Origin of the sequence: Novosphingobium sp. MD-1 (assembly GCF_001014975.1) — a bacterium.
Classification (GTDB): Bacteria; Pseudomonadota; Alphaproteobacteria; order Sphingomonadales; family Sphingomonadaceae; genus Novosphingobium.
Map to the genome: position 1 here is coordinate 383040 of NZ_BBXA01000030.1, position 23268 is coordinate 406307.

At 61.6% G+C, this 23268-nt stretch carries 18 protein-coding genes and 2 pseudogenes; 12 read left to right on the forward strand and 8 right to left on the reverse strand.

The window, feature by feature from the left end; translation table 11 throughout:
- The first annotated feature begins 1 nt into the window (after position 1).
- The 4 genes from NMD1_RS14850 to NMD1_RS14865 all read left to right on the forward strand — a co-directional run bounded on the left by NMD1_RS14850 (position 2) and on the right by NMD1_RS14865 (position 4209).
- Positions 2-1114, forward strand: coding sequence for an S-(hydroxymethyl)glutathione dehydrogenase/class III alcohol dehydrogenase (locus NMD1_RS14850; protein ID WP_125955334.1), 1113 nt, complete (start codon positions 2-4; stop codon positions 1112-1114).
- Complete coding sequence (fghA, locus tag NMD1_RS14855) at positions 1114-1947, forward strand: S-formylglutathione hydrolase (protein WP_125955335.1); 834 nt, start codon at positions 1114-1116, stop codon at positions 1945-1947. The genes NMD1_RS14850 and fghA overlap by 1 nt, the downstream gene beginning before the upstream one ends.
- Positions 1940-2209: a hypothetical protein gene (locus tag NMD1_RS14860; protein WP_125955336.1), complete on the forward strand. Its 270-nt coding sequence runs from the start codon at positions 1940-1942 to the stop codon at positions 2207-2209. The genes fghA and NMD1_RS14860 overlap by 8 nt, the downstream gene beginning before the upstream one ends.
- 62 nt (positions 2210-2271) lie before the next feature.
- A complete protein-coding gene (locus tag NMD1_RS14865) occupies positions 2272-4209 on the forward strand; it encodes an MOSC domain-containing protein (RefSeq protein ID WP_125955337.1) in 1938 nt (645 codons plus the stop codon).
- 35 nt (positions 4210-4244) lie between these two features.
- Here the strand turns inward: NMD1_RS14865 and NMD1_RS14870 are convergent, their stop codons facing one another.
- The 4 genes from NMD1_RS14870 to NMD1_RS14885 all read right to left on the reverse strand — a co-directional run bounded on the left by NMD1_RS14870 (position 4245) and on the right by NMD1_RS14885 (position 8464).
- Positions 4245-5582: an aspartate aminotransferase family protein gene (locus NMD1_RS14870; protein WP_118074315.1), complete on the reverse strand. Its 1338-nt coding sequence runs from the start codon at positions 5580-5582 to the stop codon at positions 4245-4247.
- A gap of 137 nt (positions 5583-5719) precedes the next feature.
- Positions 5720-6970: a Xaa-Pro peptidase family protein gene (locus NMD1_RS14875; protein WP_199558138.1), complete on the reverse strand. Its 1251-nt coding sequence runs from the start codon at positions 6968-6970 to the stop codon at positions 5720-5722.
- Positions 6971-7100: 130 nt separating this feature from the next.
- Positions 7101-7532 (reverse strand): DUF4345 domain-containing protein, encoded by a 432-nt coding sequence (locus tag NMD1_RS14880; RefSeq protein ID WP_125955338.1) that lies wholly within the window; start codon positions 7530-7532, stop codon positions 7101-7103.
- Entirely contained in the window at positions 7529-8464 is a 936-nt protein-coding gene (locus NMD1_RS14885; RefSeq protein WP_233497658.1) for an SDR family oxidoreductase, read from the reverse strand. Before NMD1_RS14885 ends, NMD1_RS14880 begins: the two co-directional genes overlap by 4 nt.
- A gap of 60 nt (positions 8465-8524) precedes the next feature.
- On the opposite strand from NMD1_RS14885, the gene NMD1_RS14890 reads away from it, so the two are divergent.
- From NMD1_RS14890 to NMD1_RS14910, 5 genes are all read left to right on the forward strand, one after another.
- Positions 8525-9316: a crotonase/enoyl-CoA hydratase family protein gene (locus NMD1_RS14890; protein WP_125955468.1), complete on the forward strand. Its 792-nt coding sequence runs from the start codon at positions 8525-8527 to the stop codon at positions 9314-9316.
- 131 nt (positions 9317-9447) lie between these two features.
- Positions 9448-10548, forward strand: coding sequence for a CaiB/BaiF CoA-transferase family protein (locus NMD1_RS14895; protein ID WP_125955339.1), 1101 nt, complete (start codon positions 9448-9450; stop codon positions 10546-10548).
- A 39-nt stretch (positions 10549-10587) separates the two neighbouring features.
- Positions 10588-12144 (forward strand): class I adenylate-forming enzyme family protein, encoded by a 1557-nt coding sequence (locus tag NMD1_RS14900; RefSeq protein WP_118074311.1) that lies wholly within the window; start codon positions 10588-10590, stop codon positions 12142-12144.
- Positions 12145-12244: 100 nt separating this feature from the next.
- The gene (locus NMD1_RS14905) at positions 12245-13123 is read left to right on the forward strand and encodes a fatty acid desaturase (protein WP_118074310.1); all 879 of its coding nucleotides are present in this window, start codon (positions 12245-12247) and stop codon (positions 13121-13123) included.
- Positions 13124-13231: 108 nt separating this feature from the next.
- Positions 13232-15940 (forward strand): LuxR C-terminal-related transcriptional regulator, encoded by a 2709-nt coding sequence (locus NMD1_RS14910; RefSeq protein WP_125955340.1) that lies wholly within the window; start codon positions 13232-13234, stop codon positions 15938-15940.
- Positions 15941-16282: 342 nt separating this feature from the next.
- On the opposite strand, the gene NMD1_RS14915 is transcribed toward NMD1_RS14910, so the two are convergent.
- Entirely contained in the window at positions 16283-17449 is a 1167-nt protein-coding gene (locus NMD1_RS14915; RefSeq protein WP_118074308.1) for an acetyl-CoA C-acetyltransferase, read from the reverse strand.
- Positions 17450-17624: 175 nt separating this feature from the next.
- On the opposite strand from NMD1_RS14915, the gene NMD1_RS14920 reads away from it, so the two are divergent.
- The 3 genes and pseudogenes from NMD1_RS14920 to NMD1_RS14935 all read left to right on the forward strand — a co-directional run bounded on the left by NMD1_RS14920 (position 17625) and on the right by NMD1_RS14935 (position 21557).
- Positions 17625-18731: an NAD(P)-dependent alcohol dehydrogenase gene (locus tag NMD1_RS14920; RefSeq protein WP_118074307.1), complete on the forward strand. Its 1107-nt coding sequence runs from the start codon at positions 17625-17627 to the stop codon at positions 18729-18731.
- A 12-nt stretch (positions 18732-18743) separates the two neighbouring features.
- A complete protein-coding gene (locus NMD1_RS14925) occupies positions 18744-20153 on the forward strand; it encodes an aldehyde dehydrogenase family protein (protein ID WP_233497660.1) in 1410 nt (469 codons plus the stop codon).
- A 670-nt stretch (positions 20154-20823) separates the two neighbouring features.
- Positions 20824-21557: pseudogene (locus tag NMD1_RS14935) on the forward strand (IS5 family transposase).
- Between the two features lie 596 nt (positions 21558-22153).
- Here NMD1_RS14935 and NMD1_RS21255 read toward each other — a convergent pair.
- From NMD1_RS21255 to NMD1_RS21770, 3 genes and pseudogenes are all read right to left on the reverse strand, one after another.
- Positions 22154-22279 (reverse strand): transposase domain-containing protein, encoded by a 126-nt coding sequence (locus NMD1_RS21255; RefSeq protein WP_158453971.1) that lies wholly within the window; start codon positions 22277-22279, stop codon positions 22154-22156.
- 71 nt (positions 22280-22350) lie between these two features.
- Positions 22351-22817 (reverse strand): annotated as a pseudogene (locus tag NMD1_RS14945) (transposase).
- Between the two features lie 56 nt (positions 22818-22873).
- The gene (locus NMD1_RS21770; RefSeq protein WP_118074305.1) at positions 22874-23245 is read right to left on the reverse strand and encodes a transposase; all 372 of its coding nucleotides are present in this window, start codon (positions 23243-23245) and stop codon (positions 22874-22876) included.
- Positions 23246-23268 lie beyond the last annotated feature (23 nt).

Below are 23268 nucleotides of genomic sequence, written 5' to 3' on the forward strand. Positions count from 1 at the left end.
CATGAAGACCCGTGCCGCCGTTGCCTTTGCGCCGAAACAGCCGCTCGAGATTGTCGAGCTCGACCTGGAGGGTCCGAAGGCGGGCGAAGTGCTGGTCGAGATCATGGCAACGGGTATCTGCCACACCGATGCCTACACCCTCGACGGGTTCGACAGCGAAGGGATATTCCCCTCAATCCTGGGCCACGAAGGCGCCGGCGTGGTGCGTGAGGTTGGTGCCGGGGTGACTTCGGTCAAGCCAGGCGATCACGTGATCCCGCTCTACACGCCCGAATGCCGCCAGTGTAAGTCGTGCCTCTCGGGCAAGACCAACCTGTGCACCGCGATCCGCGCGACCCAGGGCCAGGGGCTGATGCCCGATGGCACCAGCCGGTTCAGCTACAAGGGGCAGACCATCTTCCACTACATGGGCTGCAGCACCTTCCCGAACTTCACCGTCCTGCCCGAAATCGCCGTCGCCAAAATCCGCGAGGACGCGCCCTTCCAGACCTCGTGCTACATCGGCTGCGGTGTGACCACCGGGGTCGGCGCGGTGATCAACACGGCCAAGGTCCAGGTCGGTGACAATGTCGTGGTCTTCGGCCTCGGCGGCATTGGCCTCAACGTGATCCAGGGCGCGCGGCTGGCCGGGGCGAACAAGATCATCGGCGTTGATATCAACGAGACCCGCGAGGAGTGGGGCCGCAAGTTCGGGATGACCGACTTCCTCAACTCCAAGGGCATGAGCCGCGAGGACGTGGTCGCCAAGATCGTTCTGATGACCGATGGCGGCGCGGACTATACCTTCGATGCCACCGGCAATACCGAAGTTATGCGCACCGCGCTGGAAGCCTGCCATCGTGGCTGGGGTACCTCGATCATCATCGGCGTGGCCGAGGCCGGCAAGGAAATCGCCACCCGGCCGTTCCAGCTCGTGACCGGCCGAAACTGGCGCGGCACGGCCTTTGGCGGGGCCAAGGGCCGCACCGATGTGCCCAAGATCGTCGACATGTACATGGCGGGCAAAATCCAGATCGATCCGATGATCACCCATGTGATGGGCCTTGAAGAGATCAACACCGCCTTCGACCTGATGCATGCGGGCAAGTCGATCCGCTCGGTCGTGGTGTTCTGATGGAGCAGGTCTCGGCCTGGCGGAGCCATGGCGGCACGCAGGGCGTCTATACCCATCAGTCGACCGAGACCGGCACGCCGATGACCTTTTCGGTCTTCGTGCCGGATCACGCACCGGGGCAGAAGCTGCCGGTGCTGTGGTATCTGTCGGGCCTGACCTGCACCCATGCCAATGTGACCGAAAAGGGCGAATTCCGCGCCGCATGCGCGGAGCATGGGGTTATCTTCGTAGCCCCGGATACCAGCCCGCGCGGCGATCTGGTGCCGGATGACGAAGGCTATGACTTCGGCAAGGGCGCCGGGTTCTATGTCGATGCGGCACAGGCGCCGTGGTCGGCCAATTACCGGATGGGCAGCTATATCGAGCAGGAATTGCCTGCGCTGATCGGTGGGAATTTCCCGGTCGATATGGCGCGTCAGGGGATTACAGGCCATTCGATGGGTGGCCATGGTGCATTGACCATCGGTTTGCGCAATCCCGATCGCTTCCGCTCGGTCAGCGCCTTTTCCCCAATCGTTAGCCCGCTGAACTGCCCCTGGGGCGAGAAGGCGCTGGGCGGCTATCTGGGGCCCGACAAGTCGACCTGGCGCGAGTACGATGCCTGTGCCCTGATCGAGGATGGTGCTCGTCTGCCCGATCTGCTGGTCGACCAGGGCGATGCTGACAACTTTCTGCACGAGCAGCTCAAGACCGGGCTGCTGGTCATGGCTTGTCGCAAGGCCGGTATCCCGGCGACGATCCGGATGCAGCCGGGTTACGATCATTCGTACTACTTCATCTCCACCTTCGTGGCCGATCACATCGGCTGGCATGCGGTACGCCTCGGTGGCTGACTTCGCTGCCGATCGGTTCCTTTGTCAGCCGCCGCATGTGGCGTTCTCCGCATGTTTCTTTGATGGTGAGGGCGACGGGATCATGCCGTTTGACTGGGGGCTGCGTATCGCCAGGCGCAATTCGCCTGGTCGTAGCCTGCTGTTCCCATTGACCGGTCGCTGGGCGCTTGCCGAACAGCCGGACTGTGCAGGCAAAATCACGCCGACTTTTCCCGACGGCAAGACAATCGGAGATGCCGCGCAATACGTCGGCGCCTGCTGAGGACTGAATGGGTCGAAGAACCGGTAGCGGCGCGGTGAGCAGTGGGGCCTGATGGAGGGGGTATGCAGGTTGGAACGCTTGATGCTTTGTGGCGCTATCCGGTCAAGTCACTCGGCGGCGAACGCCTGATCCGTTCGCGACTCGACACGGCCGGCTTGCCCGGCGACCGGATTCTGTGTCTGCGCGACGAGGGAAATGGGGAAATATTGAGCGCCAAGCGCCTTCCCGTGATGTTGGGCCTGCAGGCCCGGTATGACGAGAAAAGCGGCGGTGTCATGATCGTCACCACGGCGGGCGACCTGATCGATTCGGCCGATCCATTTGCCTCCGCGCTGCTGGGCGCGCAGCTCGGCCGGGTAGTAAGCCTGCTGCCCCTGATGGAAGATGACGCACACTACCGGCGACGGGTGCCGCTCAATCCCGACGGGGTCAAGCGCCTGCTCGGACTGTCGCTCCAGGATGAACTTCCCAAGGCCGATGTTCCTGACGAAGTCGGGTTGGTCCTGCGCCAGTATGTCACCTGGCCAGGCAGCCATTTCGATGTTGCGCCCCTGCATGTCGTGACCCGGCAATCGCTGGAGAAGCTGGCCGGCGGTTCGGACGATATCGCACGTCTGGAACGCTATCGGGCAAACCTGGTGCTGGACTGCGACACGCTGGCCGATTGGCCGGAACAGGCCTGGATCGGGCACCGCCTGTGCATCGGCGATGCCGTGATCGCGATAACCCAGGCGACCGTTCGCTGCGCCATGCCGCGCTATGCACAGCCCGACCTGCCCGACAATCCCGCGGTTTCGTCGAGGCTGCGCGACAAGACCGGCCATGTGCTTGGGGTCTATGCCCGCGTGATCCGGGGCGGAATGCTGGAATGCGGGGCCGAAGTCGGCGTTGAACCGAACCTGGGAGAACGAAGGTATTATGATATCCCCGCCTTCGCACAACCGGGTCGTGAAGCGTCCGCTCCCAGCCCCCGCGGCGACCGGTTGTGGCGCGTCACAGAAGTGATCCGGGAATCGGCGGAAATTACCTCGTTCTGGTTGAAGCCCGAAGATGGCGCGCTGTTGCCGTTCCTGCCGGGCCAGCATGTGATTGTCCGAATGCCGGGCGGCGGGGATTCGCGGGTCTATTCGCTATCGAGCGGGGTCGCAGACACGGCCTGCCGGATCAGCGTCCGCCGCGATCCATCGCGCGATGCGGGCTTCACTGCTATGCTCGTCGATCGGATCAAGGTTGGTGATGCTCTCAGGATAAACGGGCCAATGGGCAGTTTCGCGGTCCATCCCGCCGATTCCAGCCCGCTTGTTCTCGCCAGTGTGGGAGTCGGGATAACCCCGTTCCTCAGTATCCTGCGCAGCGCGATCGCGCTGCGGCCGACGCGTCCGATCCATCTGTTTCACTGCACGGATACTCCGGCAGGCTTCGCCTTCGAAGGTGAGTTGCAATCGGCGTTGCGCCTCTTGCCCAACCTTCAGATCGATGTTCTGGCGAAGGCGCCGCGCTGCAGCGAGGAGCGCCTTGCCTTTAGCCAGGCCAGGCTGGATGCAGTCAGGCTCGTTTCAAGTCCCCTTTTCGGCGCGGGCGCCAGAATCATGCTGTGCGGCTCTCCCGGTTTTGTCGAACGTCTTGGCGGCCAGCTGCGCGCGCACGGGGTCGCTGACGCCAGATGGACCAGCGAGCTATTCATTCCCGCCGGCAAGGCTCACTTCCAGGCCGGAAGCGCTTCGGCCGGCTCCTTTGGGGTAAAGGTCAATGCGACACTTGAAGGGGCCTGGGGCGATGCCAGCAATCTGCTGGAATGGATCGAAGCGGCAGGCTATGCGGCCCCCAACGGTTGCCGCTACGGGGCATGTGGGGCCTGCGCGGCCAGGCTTGTCGCAGGCAAGGTCGAATATCTGCCCGGCGTGACTGCGCCCACTGATCCCGGAACTGTCTTGCTGTGCACGGCCCGACCGGCGTCGGACATCGAGCTGGAAACCGACATCCACCCCATCGCCGGTTGATGCCGCAGGGCTGCGCTCTGCTCGGAACCGGAAAGTCAGCCGGCCGGCCGGGGCAGGCGTGCGAATACCCTGTCGAGGCGGGCAAGGGCTTCGCGGATGTCATCCTCTGCCATTGTCCCGGAAATGTAGATCCGGCTGCCGGCGCCGATCGACAGGCCTTCCTCCATGCAGATCACGCGGAAGGCGGCGCGTCGGGCTGCATCGGCGGCTTCCAGTTCGGTCGGGGAATAGGCAACATCCGCCTTTAGGAAATCGACGTAGATCTGGCCGCGCGGTCCTTGCAGGAACAGGTCGTCGTGGCCGTGCGCGGCAGCCATTTCGCGCAGCCCCTCCCTGAAGCGGGCCTGGATGCGGTCGACATTGCGGTACCATGCTCCGTCGTCTTCGGCCAGCAGGTCGAAGGTTGCGATTGCGGCGGCCATGCCCAGCGGGAAGCAGTTGAACGTGCCAGCTCCCACGACCCGGCGATCGCTGAGCAATTCCATGACATCGGCGCGGCCGGCCACGGCGGCGAAGGGCAGGCCGGCCGCAATCGCCTTGCCGTAGGTGGCCAGATCGGGAGTGACCCCGAACACTTTCTGCGCTCCGCCCAGATCGACCCTGAAACCGGTAATCACTTCGTCGAAGCACAGCAGAACACCGAAGCGGTCGCACAGCTTGCGAACCGCTTCGAGATAGCCCGGGCGGGGCGGGCAACCACCGAAGTTGCACATGATCGGTTCCATATGTACCAGAGCGATCTGGTCGCCGTATCGCTCCAGTACCGCTTCCAGAGCATCAGCATCGTTCCATTTGATCTTGTATTGGTCGAGGAGTGCCACCGGTGATCGACCTTCGGTAGACGTATTGAAGCCGCCCGCAGTTCCCGGAAGATCGATTGGGTGTGGCGGTGCGTCTGGGTCGGGGTTGATTGATCCACCGAGAACACTGTCCATCCAGCCGTGATAGTGACCGTCGAAACGGAGCACATAGGGACGGCTGGTGAAGGCCCGGGCCAGACGAAACACGAGTTGGACAACTTCGGAACCGGACAGGCCATACTTTACCAGTTCTGCGCAGGGGATCGCGCTGGTCATCCGCTCGCCGAGTTCAACTTCGAGCGGGGAGTAGAACTGGCCGGGCAGGGGCGAGGGCAGCGTTCGCAGCTGCGCCTCGACGGCTGAGATCCACTGGGGGTGTCCGTGACCGAATATCAGCGGCCCCATGGTCAGGGCGAGGTCGATATAATCTCGACCCTCCACATCGAAGATGCGGTGGCCAGCCGCGCGCTGTGCGAAAATGGGAGCGATCGGCAATGCGGGCGCGAGGTTGCTCTGTGGCCCAGTCAATATTCTTGCTGCCCGATGCGTCCAGTCTGCGTTGGTGTTTGCCATGGCTGCCCTTGGTCCTAGTATACCAAAATAGTTGCTAGTTGCGAATTATCGCGATGTAAATCACCAAACACACCATCCCGTGCCCATGTTGGTATACTATTGGCTGCAATCAGGGCAAAGCTGAGCAGTCTGACCGCTCACCGTGTTTCCCATGGAAAACTGTCGAGCCGTTCTGTGCCGTTGGGTGTCACGAGAACCTGGGTTTCCAGTTTGACGCATTCACGTCCTCCCTGCTCGCCGATCAGGCTCTCAACGCAAAAGACCATGCCGTCTTCAAACCGGCCAGGCAACAGGTCGGCTGGGTCGGTAGCATAGGGTACGCCGGGATATTCATCAGCCATGCCGACACCGTGCAATGCGCAGGAGTAGCGGTTGGCCATGAAGCGTTCGGGAATTCGCCAAGTCTTTTCCATATACTCCCGGAACTCCATGCCTGGATGGATCAAGTTGGTGTTGTGGAGCAATTGTTCGAGTGCGGTGCTGTACAACGTGCTCTGTTCATCGGTCATCCGTGTGTGGCCGATGGTCCAGGATCGCGAAAGATCCGCGCAATAACCATAGGGTCCTATCATATCGGTGTCGAAAGCAAGCATATCCCCCAACTTGCCGACATGGTCGGAACATTCCTGAAACCAAGGATTGGTGCGCTCTCCGATAGTCAGGAGTCGCGTTTCCAGCCATTCGCCACCTGATCGGATATTCTCGTAATGAAGTTCCGCCCAGATTTCCTGCTCGGTCTTGCCGGGGAGCGAGTGCTCATACATCCGCGCCATTCCTGCTTCGCACACTCGAATCGTCCAGCGCATCAGTTCGATTTCATCTAGGCTCTTGATCAGCCTGGCCTGCTCGGTCATCTGCTGGCCTTCGACCAACGTCAGCCCTTGCCGCCGCAGCGCATCGGCGCCCGGAAGTTCGAGCTTGTCGGTGCCAAGCCTGAGGTTGCCACCACCACGCTCGCGCACTGCCGAGGCGATTTCCGCAGCCCATTGCCCCGCCCGTTCCTCAAGATAGGGACCGGAATACATATAGAAGAACGGATTGGCGCTGCGGATCTCATCGACTGTCTCGAGTCCGTTCACGAGATGCTCGGCACCGGGATACTCGAAATCAATCGCGTGGCCATCAGCGAAGACCAATGCATAGTGGAACGGGTTGTGCGTCGCCCACAGCTGCATGTTCGACACATCCAGCGCATATCGAATGTTGACCGGATCGAAGAGCAGGATGGCCGCACAATCATGCTTGATAACCTGGTCTACCAAGCGCCGCTTGCGATAGGCGCGGGCAGCCCTGAGCGTGTCGAGAGGCACGGGGCTGCGAAGCGGCTTATCGACTCCCTCAGGATTGAAATAGGCTGCCTTGCGGGCGTCTTTGAAAACTCGGCTCACGACCTTTTCCTTTGAGTCAATGTTCCGCATTTGTTTTTGGCGCGGTAAAGAGCGATTTCCCTCTGGATCGGGCGTTGATGGCGTTGACGAGCATTCCGTTCTTTGTTGCCGTTGGTTGCTTGCCATTTGGTCATCGAACGAAGCCCTCGTCGGCGGCCAATGTTCCGCGACGGAAGGCCAGCCATGCAAGTGGCACCAGCAAGAGTTCGATGGCCAAGGCGACAGCGATGAAGGCGGTGCCTATATCGCTCGACGGATGACCCGCCTGCAGCAGCGACAGCGCCCGTCCTATCCCGCCAAGCACCACGAAGGCGAAGCAAAGCTGGAGAATGAGACCGTAGCGGCGCGAGTCACCAAGGCAGACCAGCTGGATCACGCCGAGCCCAAGCCAGACCGCGCCAAGGAAGCGGACCTGGCTGTCGAGCACTGGATCGAACGGAGCCACTGCCGCTGTGCCGACACCGATGTTGGCTTGCCCGGCAACTCCCACGATCACGTCCATCGCTCCGGTCAGCAAGGCAATCAACGAGAGCAGGACGGTGGTTATCTTTACGAAGTTCATGCCGTTTCCCCCTTCGCTGCATCCAGCGCATCGCCAATTGCCCGGTTGAAAACGTGTGAACCGGTCAGGTTCTGCCCGCCATCAACGGCAATGCGCGCGCCTGAAATGTAATACGCGAGGGGCGTGGCCAGGAACGCCGCGACATTGGCAACATCTTCCATTGTCCCCATCCGGCCAAGCGGCGTCATCGCCTTCCAGATGGCTTCGGCGTTGTCCCCACCCAACCGGTTCATGCCCTCGGTGCCTTCGATCGGTCCGGGCACGATGCTGTTCGCCCTGATCCCGTAACGCCCCCATTCAAGCGCGAGGTTTGCCATGAGGTTGTCGATCCCGGCCTTGGCCGCGCCGACATGGGCCTGATAGGCGAAGGGCACATAGGACTGCCCGCCCGAGACAAACAGCAGGCTCCCTCGTGTCTGCCGCAGCTGCTCGAAACAGGCGTGTGCGGCGTGGAATGCGCCGAGCAGGTCGATATCGACCACGGTGCGGAAGCCCTTGGGCGAAATGGCTTCGGCCGGCGCGACAAAGTTGCCGGCGGCCCCGCACACCGCGAAGCTGATCGGCCCCAGCGCCTCGCCACAAGCCGCAACGGCAGCTTGCACGGCCAGGTCATCGCGGACGTCGGCAACCGCCGCGAAGACCTTGGCACCGGCCGCTTCAAGTTCCTTCCGCCCCGCGTCGAGCCGCTCGGCCGTTCGCCCACAAATGCCGACGTTGCCTCCCAACCGGGCGAGCGCCTTGCCAATCGCCAGATTGATGCCGCTGCCGCCTCCCGTAATGAAAGCCACCTGGCTGCGCAGAACCTCGGGATTGAATGTGTCGGTGATCATGCGTCGAGGGCTTCCCATCAGAACTGTGACCCCGACTAGGGTAGGATCGGATGGAGCCACACCATACTTTTGGTTGGCCAGAACTCGACGCGCTTCGATCAATCGCTACCACAGGCATCCGGCGCTGGCGTGAAGCCTGAAAGCTACATCGGGAGCGGAACATTGGCGGATCGGGTTGAACTGGTTGTTCTTGATGGGGTCGCCGAAGTTCGGCTCAACCGCCCCGAGAAACTCAACGCACTTGACTTCGAGACTTTCGACCTGATCGTCAAAGCCGGTCACACGCTCGCGGCAAAAGAGGGTTTGAGGGCAGTGGTCCTGAGCGGGAACGGACGCAGCTTTTCAGTTGGAATTGACCTTGACGCGCTGGCCCAAGGCGGAACAAAAATCCTGTCAAACCTGGCGGCGCGCACCCATGGCGATGCAAACCTTTTTCAGCATGTCGCTATGCAATGGCGCGAATTACCCGTGCCGGTCATCGCGGCGATCCAGGGGCACGCGCTTGGCGGCGGAATGCAACTGGCCTTGGGCGCGGATATCCGCATCGTCGCGCCGGATGCCAGGTTGTCGATCCGGGAAATCGCATGGGGACTGATCCCCGACATGGCGGGCACAGTGTTGCTACGTCAGCTCGTCCGCACGGATGTGATGCGCGACTTGCTGTTCTCAGGGAAAATAGTTTCGGGCGAGGAAGCGTTGGAGCTTGGCTTGGCGACCCGAATGGCGGCAGACCCGTTGACGGCCGCCCGCGAACTTGCGCAAGAAATTGCATCGTCCAGCCCGGACGCGGTCAAAGCCGCAAAGCGTCTGGCAAATGCAGCAACCGCGGGAGCATCCGACCCCGACTTGCTCCTGGCCGAAGCTGCCGAGCAGCAAGGACTTCTCGCTTCGCATAATCACCGAGAGGCATTGCTGGCTTATGCAGAGAAGCGCCTGCCCGTCTATCGCGATTAAGCGGATGCGCAATTTCAAACTACCTTGGCCACCCCCGAAGGTATTGGACTTAGCAAGATGGTTCATCATCAAGTCCTGATTGATCAGTTCAACCCGATTGCGCCGGCGACTTCGCCAGGAAGGGCTATGCCATGACGAGCGGACGCCTTGCTGGACTGAGGGTCGTTGAATTTGCGAGCATCGGACCAGGTCCGCACTGTGCAATGTTGTTGGCAGATTTGGGAGCCGATGTCCTGCGTATTGATCGGCCTAACGGTAACGATCAGCCCAATCCCGTTGCAGATCGCGGGCGGGCAATCCTGACCCTAGATATCCGGTCGGAAGCTGGACGGGTTAAGAGTCTCGAGTTGATCGCTCAGGCGGACGTGTCCATTGAGGGGAGCCGACCCGGTGTGATGGAACGGCTTGGTCTTGGTCCCAACGACGCCTGTTCGCTGAACAAGCGGTTGATTTATGCGCGGATGACCGGCTGGGGTCAGGATGGGCCGTTGGCGCGTATGGCAGGCCATGACATCAACTATCTCGCGCTGACGAGCGCGCTGGCTGCGGTTGGGAAGCCGGGCGAACCGGCGACAGTGCCCCTCAATCTGATCGGCGATTTTGGCGGTGGATCCGTGTTCCTTGCTTTCGGCATCATGGCTGCCTTGTGGGAGCGCGAGCGGTCTGGTCTTGGACAGGTGGTGGATGCCGCGATAGTCGATGGTGTCGCATCGATCATGAGTATGTTTGCAGGGCTGGTGCCTTCCGGACGAATCTCGCTTGATCGCGAGGCCAACATGCTGGGTGGCGCGGCCCCATTTTATCGTTGCTATCTTTGCAAGGATGGTAAGGAAATCGCGGTCGGAGCCATCGAGCCGCAATTCTATTCGCATTTGCTTGCAGCAGTTGGCGCACCTGCCGAATGGGTCAAGGACCAACACGACACCACAAATTGGCCGGACCGTTGTGCATGGTTCGCGGCTAAGTTTCTCACCAAGTCCAGGGATGAATGGGCAAACCAGATCGAAGGTATCGACGCGTGCTTCGCCCCCGTCCTTGATTTCCGCGAGGCTGGACAGCATCCCCATATGAAGTCCCGTGGCACCTACGTCGATCGCGACGGGTTTGCTCATCCTGCGCCCGCGCCGCGGTTTTCACGAACCCGGGCGACAATCCCCGAGGACCGGGCAGCGGAGGCAATGATAGCTGATTGGGCATCGGACAAGCAGGCAGCAGCGCCTCGCGCACTGTAGTAGTGCATTTACGGCCGGCGGACAGGAAGGAGGCAACCCATGCAATTCACACAAGGTCTCGAAAGAGCCGTCCAGCACCATCCGGACGTGACGGCGACGATCTGCCGTGCCCGCAGTCAGACTTTCGCGGAGCTCTATGAGAGGGTCACCGGGCTGGCCGGTTGCCTGGCATCCCGGAGCCTTGCCAAAGGTGCGCGCATCGCGGTGCTGGCACTCAACAGCGATCATTACCTTGAGGTCTATCTGGCGACGGCTTGGGCAGGCGGCGTGATCGTGCCCGTCAACTTCCGCTGGAGCCCCGCCGAGATAGCCTATTCTCTCAATGATGCTGGCTGTGTGGCGCTGATGGTCGACCAGCATCATGCCGCGCTGGTTCCCACATTGCGGGAGCAATGCCCCGGTCTGCAGCATATCTTCCTGATGGGCGGGACCGAGGAATCGGATGACCTTCCTGGCCTTGACGCGCTGATTGCAGCGGCGGAGCCTTTGCAGAACGCAGGGGCTGGCGGCGATGACCTGCTGGGCATCTTCTACACCGGCGGCACCACCGGACGGCCCAAGGGCGTGATGCTGAGCCATGCCAATCTGTGCTCATCCGGCCTGTCGATGCTGGCCGAGGGCGTGTTCAACGAGGGCGCAGTCGGGCTGCACGTGGCACCGATGTTCCACCTTGCCGACATGCTGCTCACCACCTGTCTGGTCCTGCGCGGCTGCACCCATGTCATGCTCCCCGCCTTCAGTCCCGATGCTGTGCTCGACCATGTCGCGCGGTTTGGGGTCACCGACACGCTGGTGGTTCCGGCCATGCTTCAGGCGATCGTCGATCACCCTGCGATCGGGAATTTCGACACGTCGAGCCTGTGTAACATCCTCTACGGCGCGTCACCCGCCTCCGAAACACTGCTGCGGCGCACCATGGCGGCCTTCCCGGACGTGCGCCTGACTCAGGGTTATGGCATGACCGAGAGCGCGGCCTTCATCTGCGCGCTGCCCTGGCACCAGCATGTCGTGGACAATGATGGCCCGAACCGGCTGCGCGCGGCCGGGCGATCGACTTTCGATGTCCATCTCCAGATTGTCGATCCCGACGACCGCGAGCTTCCGCGCGGCGAGATTGGCGAAATCATCGTCAAGGGGCCGAATGTAATGCAGGGCTATTACAACATGCCCGAAGCAACCGCCGAAACCTTGCGCGGCGGCTGGCTGCATACCGGCGACATGGCCTGGATGGACGAGGAGGGCTATGTCTTCATCGTCGACCGGGCGAAGGACATGATCATATCGGGCGGCGAGAACATTTATTCCGCCGAGGTCGAGAATGCCGTCGCCAGCCACCCCGCCGTTGCCGCCAATGCGGTGATCGGGATTCCCCACGAGCAGATGGGTGAAGCCGTGCATGTCGCCCTGGTCTTGCGGCCAGGTAGTGAGCTGTCACTTGAGGCACTCCAGGCCCATTGCCGGGCCTTGATCGCCGGATACAAGGTGCCGCGCAGCATGGAAGTCAGGCCCAGCCTGCCGCTGTCCGGAGCCGGAAAGATCCTGAAGACCGAACTGCGCGAACCCTTCTGGAAGGGGCGGGACAGGGCAGTGGGCTAGGACCAGGCCGCGCGGAAAAATCGACAAGCCAAACTTTCGTCGAGGCGCTGCCCATCGTGGGCAGGCATTGATGCGGAAACACTTGGTCCAGGAGAGTCTGATGTCCACGTTACCGCAGAATGCAGCTGCCCAGTTCAATGCGTTGCGGTCCTGCCCCAAGGTAGCATGGCCGACCGTGGCACTGTTCGTCGTTTGCACCAGCATTATCGGCGGGGTTTGGTACGCCGCCATCGCCCATGGGTTTCCGCTCTGGCTGGGTGCAATCGTGAACGGGGTTACCGCGTACTACCTGTTCAGCGTTGTCCATGATTCCTCGCACAATGCGGTGAGCAAGAACAAGTTCGTCAATGAGCTGCTCGGCAGGATCGGCCTGGTCTATTTCGCCCCGCTCGCGCCGATGGACGTGGCTCGCTACATCCACATGGCGCATCATAAATATGCCAATGATCCCGAGCGCGATCCGGATGGCTACGCGCACAAGCTGGATTTGTGGTTCCCGCTGCGCTGGCTCAACTTCGACTACTATTATACCAAGTGGTTCTTCCAGAAGGGCGGCGATTTTGCCCGCCGGAAGTACCCGGCCTTGTTTGCCTATGTTGCTTTCATCCTCGCGACCTGCGCGCTGATCATTTGGCTGGGCTATGGGCTGGAACTGCTGATGCTGTGGTTCATTCCGACCCGGATCAGTTCCTTCCTGTTCGTGCTGGTGTTCAGCTTCCTGACCCACCAGCCGTTCGAGACCTATGCCAAGGAAAACGAATACAAGGCGACCGCGCTGCGGATGGGCGGGGAGTGGATTCTCTCGCCGCTGATGGCCAACCACAATTACCACCTGATCCACCACCTCTATCCCACCGCGCCGTTCTACAACTACATCAAGATCATGAAGCTGCGCGGCGACGAGATCATGGCCAAAGACCCGCTGATGCCGCCAACCTTCGGGCTGTCGCCGCGGACGAAGGAACTGGCGAGGCACTAGATCCTCTGGAGCGCATTGCCCACCACCCATACAAAAGTATGGGTGGTGGGTGCATCTGCGACTATAATCCGCCATCAGGGTCGGGATGTGGAGCGCAGGGTAGCCAGCTTGAATTACCCCAGAGGTAAAACCGCGCCGCCGGTGTCGGGCGGTGACCTGATCCGCAGGGATGCCCTGATCGATCAGCTCCTTCTTGACGTTCAGTCCAAGGATCTTGTGCTAGCTGTCGCCCCGGCTGGCTATGGCAAGACTGTCTTGCTGACCTCGCTTCATGAGGCGCTTGGAGCGGCGAAGGGCGGCGCATACTGGTACAACTGCGACCGCACCGACGTGGTACCCCGCAAGCTTGCCGCATTCCTGATGGACGTGAGTTCTGCTGAAGGCGGTCTGGCCGCCGACGACAGCCTCGGCCTTGAAGCCAGCGGGGCCTTATCAGCCAGCCTGATCGCTGCTGGCCTCGATCGGCGCAAGGCCGATCTCACCGTCATCATCGAGAACTATCATCTGGCGCAGTCGCAGGAAACCGACGCGCTGATCGAAGCCCTGCTGGCGACTGAATCGCCATACCTGCACCTGGTGATCTCCTCGCGCGTCAAGCCGGGCTTTGCCACGCGCAAGCTGATGCTGGCCGGCCGGGTCGCAGAACTTCGCGTCCGGGACCTGGCCTTTACCAAGAGCGAGCTTGGCACGCTGGCCCGCACGGTCATGCCGGATGGCGGCGGCGCCGATCTGGCTGGCGTGCTGGAGCGGACCGAAGGGTGGCCCGTCGCCATCCGCTTGTTCCTGCTCGCCCTGAAGGAAGGGGCCGACACCAAGCGCCTGCTTGAGGAGATTTCCTCACGCGATGCCGACGTCGCCGAATATCTCTCGGAAGAAGTCCTGCGCGGCCAGCCGCGCGAGGTTCAGGATTTCCTGGTGGCGACCTGCTTTCTGGAACAGTTCAACCTTGCGCTGTGTGAAGCGGTTGCTCCCCGCGCCGACGCCGCCCAGATGATCGAACAGGTGCAGCGCAACAACCTGTTCATCGTCAGACTGGAAAGCGACAGCGGCTGGTTCCGCTATCATCCGATCTTCCGCCAGTACCTGCTGACGCAGTTCGATCGCTTGCCCCGTCAGGAACAGGCCGAGATGCGCAGCGCGGCCGGACGCTGGTACGAGGCGAATGATCAGCTGGCCGAAGCGATCGATATGGCGCTGCTTTCGGGCGATGCCGGCCGGGCGCGGTCGCTTCTTGCCAGGCTGGCGCCGGAACTTGTGTCCGTGCGCGGCGATCTTGCGACCTTCCTGCAGCTGTTGTCGCGCTTTCCCAAGGGCATGATCGAAGACGATTCGACGCTGCTCTACTGGCAAGCCTGGGCCATGTTCTTCGCCCGCCGCTATCGCCAGGCCGCCAGCCTGGTCGCAAGCCTTCACCGCAATGCGCAGATCGGTAGCGGGGGCGAAATTGATGCGGGCCTGCAGAACCAGATCGGGCTGCTCGATACCTTGTCGGCGACTTTCATGGACGACATGCTTTCGGCACGGCGCGCGGCCAGCGACTGGCTGAGCAGCAATCCAAGTGCCGATCCGTTCGACCGCGCGACCGTTGCCTGCAGCCTAGTGCTTTCGTCGCTCGCCTTCCTTGATGTTCCCGCCGCCAGGCGCGCTTTCGATCTGGCGCAACGGGCGATTGCCGACAGCGACAGCGCCTATGGCAATGCCTGGGTCTGCGGGATCGGGATGACGATGGATCTGGTCGTGGGCGAACCGCGCCAGGTGCTCGCCCGGCTCGAAGCGCTGGGGGCGGGCTGGTCTGAAACTCCCAAGGCACCAAGCAACATCTCATCGACCCTGGCTTTGCTTTCCGCAGCTGCCCATTATCATCTGGGCGAAATCGACAGTGCCGAAGCGCTGGTGAATGAAAACCTCCACATGCTGGCCGAACATGGGGTCAGCGAAACCGCCGCTTTTGGCCTCGCGGCCTGCCTGCGGGTGACCGCGCTCAGGGCTGGCGCTTCGGACGCGCTGACCTTGGCCCGCAAGATGGAGGCCGGCCTGGCCAAGGCCTATGCCCCGCGCCTCGCCTTTACCTTGCGGTACGAGCGGGTCCTGCTGCTGTTTCGGGCCGGTCGCAGCGAAGAGGCGATCGAGGAGGCAAGCGGCATCACGGAAGTCCAGCCACTGGGTGAACGGCGGCCCGACGAGGGTGATCCCGACCTGCCCAGCGTCAAGGAACTGCGCCAGATCGTTTCGGCCCGGGTGGCTATAGCGGACCAGGCCTGGAACGAGGCGCTGCGCATCCTGACCGGCCTGATCAGCGCCGCGCGGCACGGGGGGCGCAACTTGCGGTTGGTTCAGGCGTTGATCCTCAAGGCTGCGGTCCACTACAACCAGGGTGACAGCGTGAAGGCGGTCCGTGCCTTCCTCGACGCGGTGGCGGTTGCGCGTGACCGGGGGCTCAACCAGATCTTCCTCGACGATGCCCAGCTTTGCCGTCCGCTGGTAGCGGCGACATTGGCCAGATTAGAACAAAGTCTCGGCGGACAGATGAACGAACTTGGGTTCTTGCAGAATTTGCAAGCGCGCCTCGGTCTTGAAAGTCAGATCGCCAAGCCCAACGACGAGATGTACGCTCCGCTCGAGCCGCTGACCGCCCGGGAAAAGCTGATGGTGGAACTTCTGCTAGCAGGCTTGCGCAATCGCGAAATTGCCGGGCGGCTCGCCATGTCGGAAGCCACGGTTAAGTGGCACCTTTACAATCTATACAGCAAGCTTGGCGTGAACAACCGGACCGCAGCAATCCATCGCGCTCGCTCGCTCGGTCTTGCCTCGGTGTAGATCGGTTAGTGAGCCGAGTGTGAATACGCTAAGCTCGACCCCAATCATCGTGATATCGAAGCCTTAATGACAGGAGCTTCGCGAAAGACCACTGCTAATTATGATGCGCTGAGTGATGAGGCTTATCCAGGCTGTATCTGGATGAACGCTATCCCGGCCGAAGTGCCCCCTGCATCGATCGAAGGATCGCTTCTCCCCTGAAAAGGGAGGAGAGAAGGTGAGAGGCGAAGCTGATGAATTCGACATGGCGGGGTGGCAAATGCTACCACGAGAGGCGCCTTGCTTAATGGCATCACTGGAGGACGCGATCATAAGGGTGACTGATAGTGGCATTGGCATCAATCAGAGCGCCTCAACGATGGTTACATTGGCGACACCTCCCGCCTCGCACATTGTCTGCAACCCCCAGCGCTTGCCTCTCGCATGAAGCGCGTTGATCAGGGTCGCCATCAGCTTTGTTCCCGACGCTCCCAGCGGGTGGCCGAGAGCTATGGCGCCGCCATTGACGTTGAGTTTTTCGGGATCGCCGCCGATCTCCTTCAGCCACGTCAGTGGCACTTGTGCAAAGGCTTCATTGACTTCATAGAGGTCGATGTCGCCGATTGACATGCCAGTACGCAGCAAGGCCTTGCGGGTCGCATTAACCGGCTCTTCCAACATGATGACTGGATCGCCCGCGGTCACTGTCAGGTTATGGATACGCGCAATTGGGGTCAGGTTGAACTCCTTGAGTGCACGCTGACTTACTACCAGCGCGGCGCTCGCCCCGTCGCAAACCTGGCTGGCATTGGCAGCTGAAACAACACCACCTTCGCGCATAGGTTTGACTGACGAGATTGCCTCAAGCGTCGCATCCATCCGTACGCCTTCGTCGACTCTGTGCAATTCACCACCTACATCGATGGGCACGATTTCGTCGTCGAATGCGCCAGACTCGATGGCGGCCGCAGCCTTGTGGTGGCTTTCCAGCGCAAAGCGGTCAAGCGCCTCTCGGTTGAATCCATGCTTGTGCGCGAGCAGTTCGGCCCCTTCGAATTGGCTGAACTGCGTTGTACGGTTGTAGCGTTCCTTGCCGCGCGGGCTCAGCGGGCCGGTGCCTATCCCTTCCTTCTCGTGCAGGGAGAAGTTCGAGAACATCGGCACCCGGGTCATGCTCTCGACACCTGCCGCGATCACCACATCCTGGGTTCCAGACATTACGGCCTGCGCCGCAAACTGCAGCGATTGCTGCGATGATCCGCACTGGCGGTCGACCGCCACCCCAGGTGTCGTCGAAGGCAATCGCGAGGCAAGGATCGCATTGCGCGGAAAAGCAAAGCACTGTTCGCCGGCTTGCATGACGCAGCCAAGAATGACATCGTCGATCGCCTTCGGATCAAGCGAAGCATTGCGGTCGATCAGAGCGTTGAACATTTCGGCAGCGAGGTCAGCGGGATGCCAATTGGCGAGCTTCCCGTTTCGCTTGCCACCAGCCGTGCGGACAGCGTCAACGATATAGGCTTCGGTCATTCTAGTCCCTCACATGCGCTGGCCGTCGCCGGTCTCGGCACCAGGTGGCCCGGCGGAGCAGCATTCGACGGAGTGAATAGGTCCATGCTTGCGCGTTCGGCCAAAACAAAAGTATGGGGCCGAACGCCGGTCGAACTGGAAAAGTAGGCGTGACGACAATTCCAGGAGAGTGGTGATGCAAGGCACGGCAGCAATCTTGCGCGAACCGAACCAGCCTTTTTCAATCGAAACAGTGCAATTCGATCCGCCGCGCGCTGGCGAAGTGCTCATCCGGATCCGCGCGGTAGGCATCTGCCATACGGACATGGTTTTCGCCTCTGGCGCGATGGGATCACCCTTTCCCCTGATCCTCGGGCACGAAGGCGCGGGTGTGGTCGAAGCGGTTGGCGAAGGGGTGACCAAGGTCCGGCCCGGCCAGAAGGTTCTGCTGACTTTCAATTCATGCGGGCGGTGCAGCCAGTGCCACAGCGGCGATCCAGCTTATTGCCAGGAATTCGTCGCGCTTAACTTTGCCTGCGTCCGGGCTGACGGGAGCTCGTGCGCCCACGATGATACAGGGCAGGTTTCGGCCCGGTTCTTCGGGCAGTCGTCGTTCGCCTCGCACGCCATTGCCGACGAACGCAATGTGGTGGCCTTGCCAGACGAGGCCGATCTTGCCAGCCTTGCGCCGCTTGGCTGCGGGATCCAGACCGGTGTAGGTGCGGTGCTGCGCTCACTAAAGGCGCAGGCCGGATCGAACCTGGTCGTCCTCGGGGCCGGCGCCGTGGGCCTCAGCGCCGTGCTGGGCGGCAAGATCGCGGGCTGTTCGAAGATCATCATGATCGAACCGCAGGAGGCCAGGAGGCAACTGGCGCTCGAACTCGGCGCGGACCATGCCATCGATCCGGCTACGGGCGACACTGCCGAACAGGTCAGGGCCATCCTCCCGCAAGGCGCGAACAACGTGGTCGACACCAGCGGCAATGTCGGGGCGATTTCCGCCGCGCTAGGCATGCTGGCGCCGCACGGCGCGTTGGGCCTGGTCGGAGTGCCCGGCAGCCTCGATGCGGCGCTGCCACTGCCGATCGTGCCGGCCATTACCTATGGCTACACGATCAAGGGGATCATCGAAGGCGACAGCGATCCCGATACCTTCCTGCCCGAACTGATCGCGCTGCACGCTGCCGGAAAGCTACCGATCGAGCGGTTCTCGACCATCTACCCGTTCGACCAGATCAACCAGGCGATTGCCGACAGCCATTCCGGCAAATGCGTCAAGGTAATCCTTGAACTCCCGGCTTGAAGGAACCTGACTGTGACCCAAGACATCCTGACCATGACGATCGGCGGCAAGGCTGCATCGTCCGCTAACAGCCTCGATGTGTGCAACCCGGCGACCGGACAGGTCTTCGCCGCTGTGCCAGATGCCGGAGCGGCAGAGCTTGAATCGGCCATCACCGCGGCCCGCAGCGCCTTCCCCGCCTGGCGTGACACGGCCTGGGCCGACCGCGCGGCAATCGTCAACCGGATCGGCGAGACTATCGCTGCCAACGCCGCGGAACTGGCTGCGATGCTCACCCGCGAGCAGGGCAAGCCGGCGGAGCAGGCCCAGTTCGAGGTCATGGCCGCCGCGCAGTGGTGTCAGGCAACCGCCAGCCTGACCCTGCCCGACCGCGAGATCGAGGCCGGGCCGGGCCGCCGCCAGGTCACCCGCTATGTCCCGATCGGGGTGGTGGCCGGGATTTCGCCGTGGAATTTTCCGGTCGTGCTGTCGATCTGGAAGATCGCGCCTGCCTTGCTGGCCGGCAATACCCTGGTCCTGAAGCCTTCGCCGTTCACGCCGATGACCGTGCTGCGGATTGGCGAACTGGTGCGAGACTTCGTGCCTGCCGGGGTGCTCAACATTATCACCGGCGGCGATGCACTGGGGCCGCTGATGACGTCGCATCCGGGCTTCGACAAGGTCAGCTTCACCGGCTCGACCGCGACCGGACGCAGGGTGATGGCAAACGCGGCATCGACGCTGAAGCGGTTGACACTGGAACTGGGCGGCAACGATGCGGCGATCGTCATGCCGGACGTCAACGTCCCGGAAACGGCGGAAAAGCTGTTCTGGTCGGCTTTCACCAACAGCGGGCAGGTCTGCGTCGCGACCAAGCGGGCCTATGTCCACAATGACATCTACGATGCGTTCCGCGATGAACTGGCAAAGCTGGCGCTGGCTGTGCCGATGGGTGATGGCAGCCAGCAGGGCACCGCGCTCGGGCCGATCCAGAACAAGCCGCAGTACGACCGCGTCAAGGGCTTGCTCGCCGATTGCGAAGCGAACGGTTACCAGTTGCTCCAGGGGGAAGCGCCAGAGGGAGATGGCCTCTTTGTTCCCGTCACGCTGGTCGACAATCCGCCCGAAGACAGCCGTATCGTCCAGGAGGAACAGTTCGGGCCGATCTTGCCGCTCGTGCGCTTTACGGATGTCGAAGATGCGATTGCCAAAGCCAACAACACCGACATGGGGCTGGCCGGAACCGTCTGGTCCGCCGACATGGACGCCGCCATGCGGATCGCTGAACGAATGGATACTGGGAATGTCTGGATCAACGAGGGGCTCGCCCTGTCACCCTTCGCAGCCTTCGGCGGGCGCAAGCAATCGGGCATGGGGGTGGAGAATGGGATCGAGGGATTGATGGCCTATACCGATCCAAAGACCTTCCTTGTTACAAAATAGATCAGCAACATCTGGTAGGAATTACGTCACTTTGAACCAGCGATGATGGCGGTATGCAAATCTGCTATGCAGCTGCAACGGTCGTCGCGCAGCACTTCTCCAACTTCGCTCTTAGCCTGTTGCCGTTAGACCGGCTATCAAGAACTTAGCTCGCGTGCGTGCCCATGCGTGCGAAGCCGTCGGCAAACCCCGCCACAAGATTGCCAATGAAATGCGGCATGCATCGCGAGACCTCGCTTCGCGCTGCGCGCCGAGCGACCTAAAGACGGCGACAGGATTGTCAGCCCCCCCCCTTCTGGGGAGTCCAAGACCCCGCCGTCAGGCCATGGACGGGGAAGCGGGCCTTTGGCGCCCGCGGCAGGAAGAATGTCTCGCCAGCAACGCGCAAGATCGCGCAGCAGTGACTAGAGAAACTTTGATGCCATCGACCGATTGGCCGCATTTACAAGTCCTGGAAGAGCGCGAGTAAGCTCGACGAGTGATTCATTGCCTTCACAGATTTCGTCGTCGACCGTGGCCAAGGCAAAGTGCCAAGCCCGAGCATCGATCATTAGGTTTCGTGGACAAAGGTTGACAGCAGACCCGCTGCTTGATTCAAGGCTGTCTTTTGGAGGCGGCATTGGGCGAGCGGGTTGGATTGAGGGACGACGAGTGGTCGATAATCTCGGAATTGCTGCCGCCTGAGACAGGGCGCGGTTGCCGTCCAGCGCAGGACAATCGGCGGTACTTCGAAGGTATGATGTGGATCGCCCGGACAGGCTCGCAGTGGCGTCACCTGCCTGACGAATATGGCAAATGGAACAGCGTGTTCCGGCGCTACCGGCGCTGGGTTTCGACCGGCGTGTTTGACGCGATGCTGGAGACACTCGCAGAGATGGTGGGGCGAGACGTCACCGCCGACATGATCGATAGCACTGTGGTCCGGGCACATCATTGTGCAGTCGGCATAAAAAAGGGACTCAGGAAGCCGAGGCTCTTGGCCGATCGCGAGGGGGATTCAGCGCCAAACTCCACGCGCGATGCGATGCCCAAGGTCGCCCACTCGGGTTCGTGCTGACGCCTGGCCAAAGCCACGATATTCAAGGCTTCGGGCCTTTGCTCCGTATGATCGCCGACAGGATCGAGGCCCTCCTCGCAGACAAGGGCTATGACGCCGATGCCATCCGGGAGGATCTGGCTGCAGCTGACATCGAAGCCGTCATTCCCGCCAAGAGCAACCGACGCAACCCGGTGCCACACGACCGCGAGAAGTACCGTTGGCGCAATCTCGTGGAGCGTCTGTTCAACAAGCTCAAGAACTGGCGCCGAATTGCCACCCGCTACGACAAAACCCAAGAATCATACCTCGGCTTCGTCAATCTTGTCGCGGCCCTACAGTGGATACCCTTTGTCCACGAAACCTAGGCGGCGTGGACAAATTCCGCAACGCCACAGTTGCCCTGAGACAGGCCCTGGCAAGGCGCGAGGCCGCAGGAAGAGCGGGCCTCTTTCAAGGCCGCGCAACGCGGCCGGGGCCTGTCTCAGGGCAACCCCTTCGGGGCTGGACCAAAAGCCGCCATTTCAGCGTCGGCTCGGCTCGAAATATAGCCGATATTCCTTCACCTCGCCTCCTCGAACTGGCGGCTTTTGCCTCCAGCTGTGGCGATGTGGAATTTGTCCACGCCGCCTAGTTTGACCTTGATGATGAAGAGTCTCAAGCAACAGGGGTAGGCCGAGGTTGTCATGACCGACTGCCTACGTTCTGCCCCTGCGCGAGGACTGGGAAATGAGGAGTTGCGCGAAGCCGGTCAGCATTAACTACGGCGCGGAAAACTTACACCCGCCGTTCCGACGACGACAGCGGGCTATGCTGCCCTTTCGACAGACGATGTCGCCGCAGAAAGTCGCTTAGGTACAGGCTTTCGGCCACAATCACTTTTCCGAAGAACGTCACCTCGTCGACCGACAAACCTTCGAGCTCCGCCGCTCGCTCGTAAGCGCTCTCCTCACGCCGCGCCCGTCTATGTCATGAGTTCACCAACGGCGTTTGCTGTATGGCCGCTGGCCAGCCTGGCGAGCGTTTCAGTCAACCAAGTGTGTGAGTTTACGCCCAAGATCTTGCAGTTCTCAATGAGCTTGGCGATCACAGTCCAGTTGTTGCCGCCTTTGTGGGAGCCTACGAAGAGTGCATTCTTACGATTGAGGGCCAGCGGCCGGATCAGCCGCTCGACGGAATAGAGTCAAGTTCGACACGGACTTCATTCAGGAACAGCGACAGTCCGGTCCGGCGGGGCGGCGCGTAGCGGATGGTGTCGGCGAACTTGCTCTTGGCGCTGATCTGACGGAGCCTCGCCTCGGAGGAGATGCGCCGTTCATCGACGATGATGCCGGCCTTCTCGCTGCGAATAGCGCGTCGCTACTGGCGGAGGTGCCGCGAACTTCGTCATCAAGCTCGTATAGTATAGCGATGCGGCGCTGCACCTCGGTCGCGACCGGCAAACTGTCAGCCACTTCGTAAAACTTGCGTATCACGTGCGACCAGCAGAATGCGAGGCTGAGTTGCTGGCTTAGTCTGGCGAGCGCGGCGTAGCCGCTGTGCCCGTCCGACCTGCAAGATGCCGGAATAGCTTCCCAGATATGCTTCTGCGCGCGCTCAGCACGCGCATCGGCAGCAGGCCCGATCATCGCGTAGCCTTAGCGCTTCGATTGCCGCATCAATCACTCCGGCATCGGCGCCGCGGCTAATCTTCACCGCCAAGCCGGCGATCTCCAGTTCCACTGCTCTCACCTTCGGGCGTGGGTCTCTCTTCGCCCACTGGGCGCAGGCGCGGACTTGGCGGCCGAACCAGTATCGACCACGGCAGAAACGAGTGCCGGAAAAATGCGCCCCGGCTCTCCATCTGCTTGCGGAGTTGCCGACGCCCGGTGAACAGCTGCGATGGGCTCATGCCATGGCGCCGCACGACCGAGCAGATGGTCTCCTGCCCGGAGAGGCTCTCTGCCACGATCGACGCATTTACCTCCGGCAGCCGATCGCACCGCCGCCCCAAGCCGGTGAACACGTCGAGGCGCGCTACCCGGCTAGCGCCAGCATCATCACATGCCATCGTCATAGCACCAGCGACCTCAACCTAAT

What these genes read in the sequence shown, in the direction of transcription:
- NMD1_RS14850 (WP_125955334.1), top strand. Translation starts at nt 2, where the DNA reads ATGAAGACCCGTGCCGCCGTTGCCTTTGCGCCGAAACAGCCGCTCGAG.
- fghA (WP_125955335.1), top strand. Translation starts at nt 1,114, where the DNA reads ATGGAGCAGGTCTCGGCCTGGCGGAGCCATGGCGGCACGCAGGGCGTC.
- NMD1_RS14865 (WP_125955337.1), top strand. Translation starts at nt 2,272, where the DNA reads ATGCAGGTTGGAACGCTTGATGCTTTGTGGCGCTATCCGGTCAAGTCA.
- NMD1_RS14870 (WP_118074315.1), bottom strand. Translation starts at nt 5,582, where the DNA reads ATGGCAAACACCAACGCAGACTGGACGCATCGGGCAGCAAGAATATTG.
- NMD1_RS14880 (WP_125955338.1), bottom strand. Translation starts at nt 7,532, where the DNA reads ATGAACTTCGTAAAGATAACCACCGTCCTGCTCTCGTTGATTGCCTTG.
- NMD1_RS14895 (WP_125955339.1), top strand. Translation starts at nt 9,448, where the DNA reads ATGACGAGCGGACGCCTTGCTGGACTGAGGGTCGTTGAATTTGCGAGC.
- NMD1_RS14900 (WP_118074311.1), top strand. Translation starts at nt 10,588, where the DNA reads ATGCAATTCACACAAGGTCTCGAAAGAGCCGTCCAGCACCATCCGGAC.
- NMD1_RS14905 (WP_118074310.1), top strand. Translation starts at nt 12,245, where the DNA reads ATGTCCACGTTACCGCAGAATGCAGCTGCCCAGTTCAATGCGTTGCGG.
- NMD1_RS14915 (WP_118074308.1), bottom strand. Translation starts at nt 17,449, where the DNA reads ATGACCGAAGCCTATATCGTTGACGCTGTCCGCACGGCTGGTGGCAAG.
- NMD1_RS14920 (WP_118074307.1), top strand. Translation starts at nt 17,625, where the DNA reads ATGCAAGGCACGGCAGCAATCTTGCGCGAACCGAACCAGCCTTTTTCA.
- NMD1_RS21770 (WP_118074305.1), bottom strand. Translation starts at nt 23,245, where the DNA reads ATGACGATGGCATGTGATGATGCTGGCGCTAGCCGGGTAGCGCGCCTC.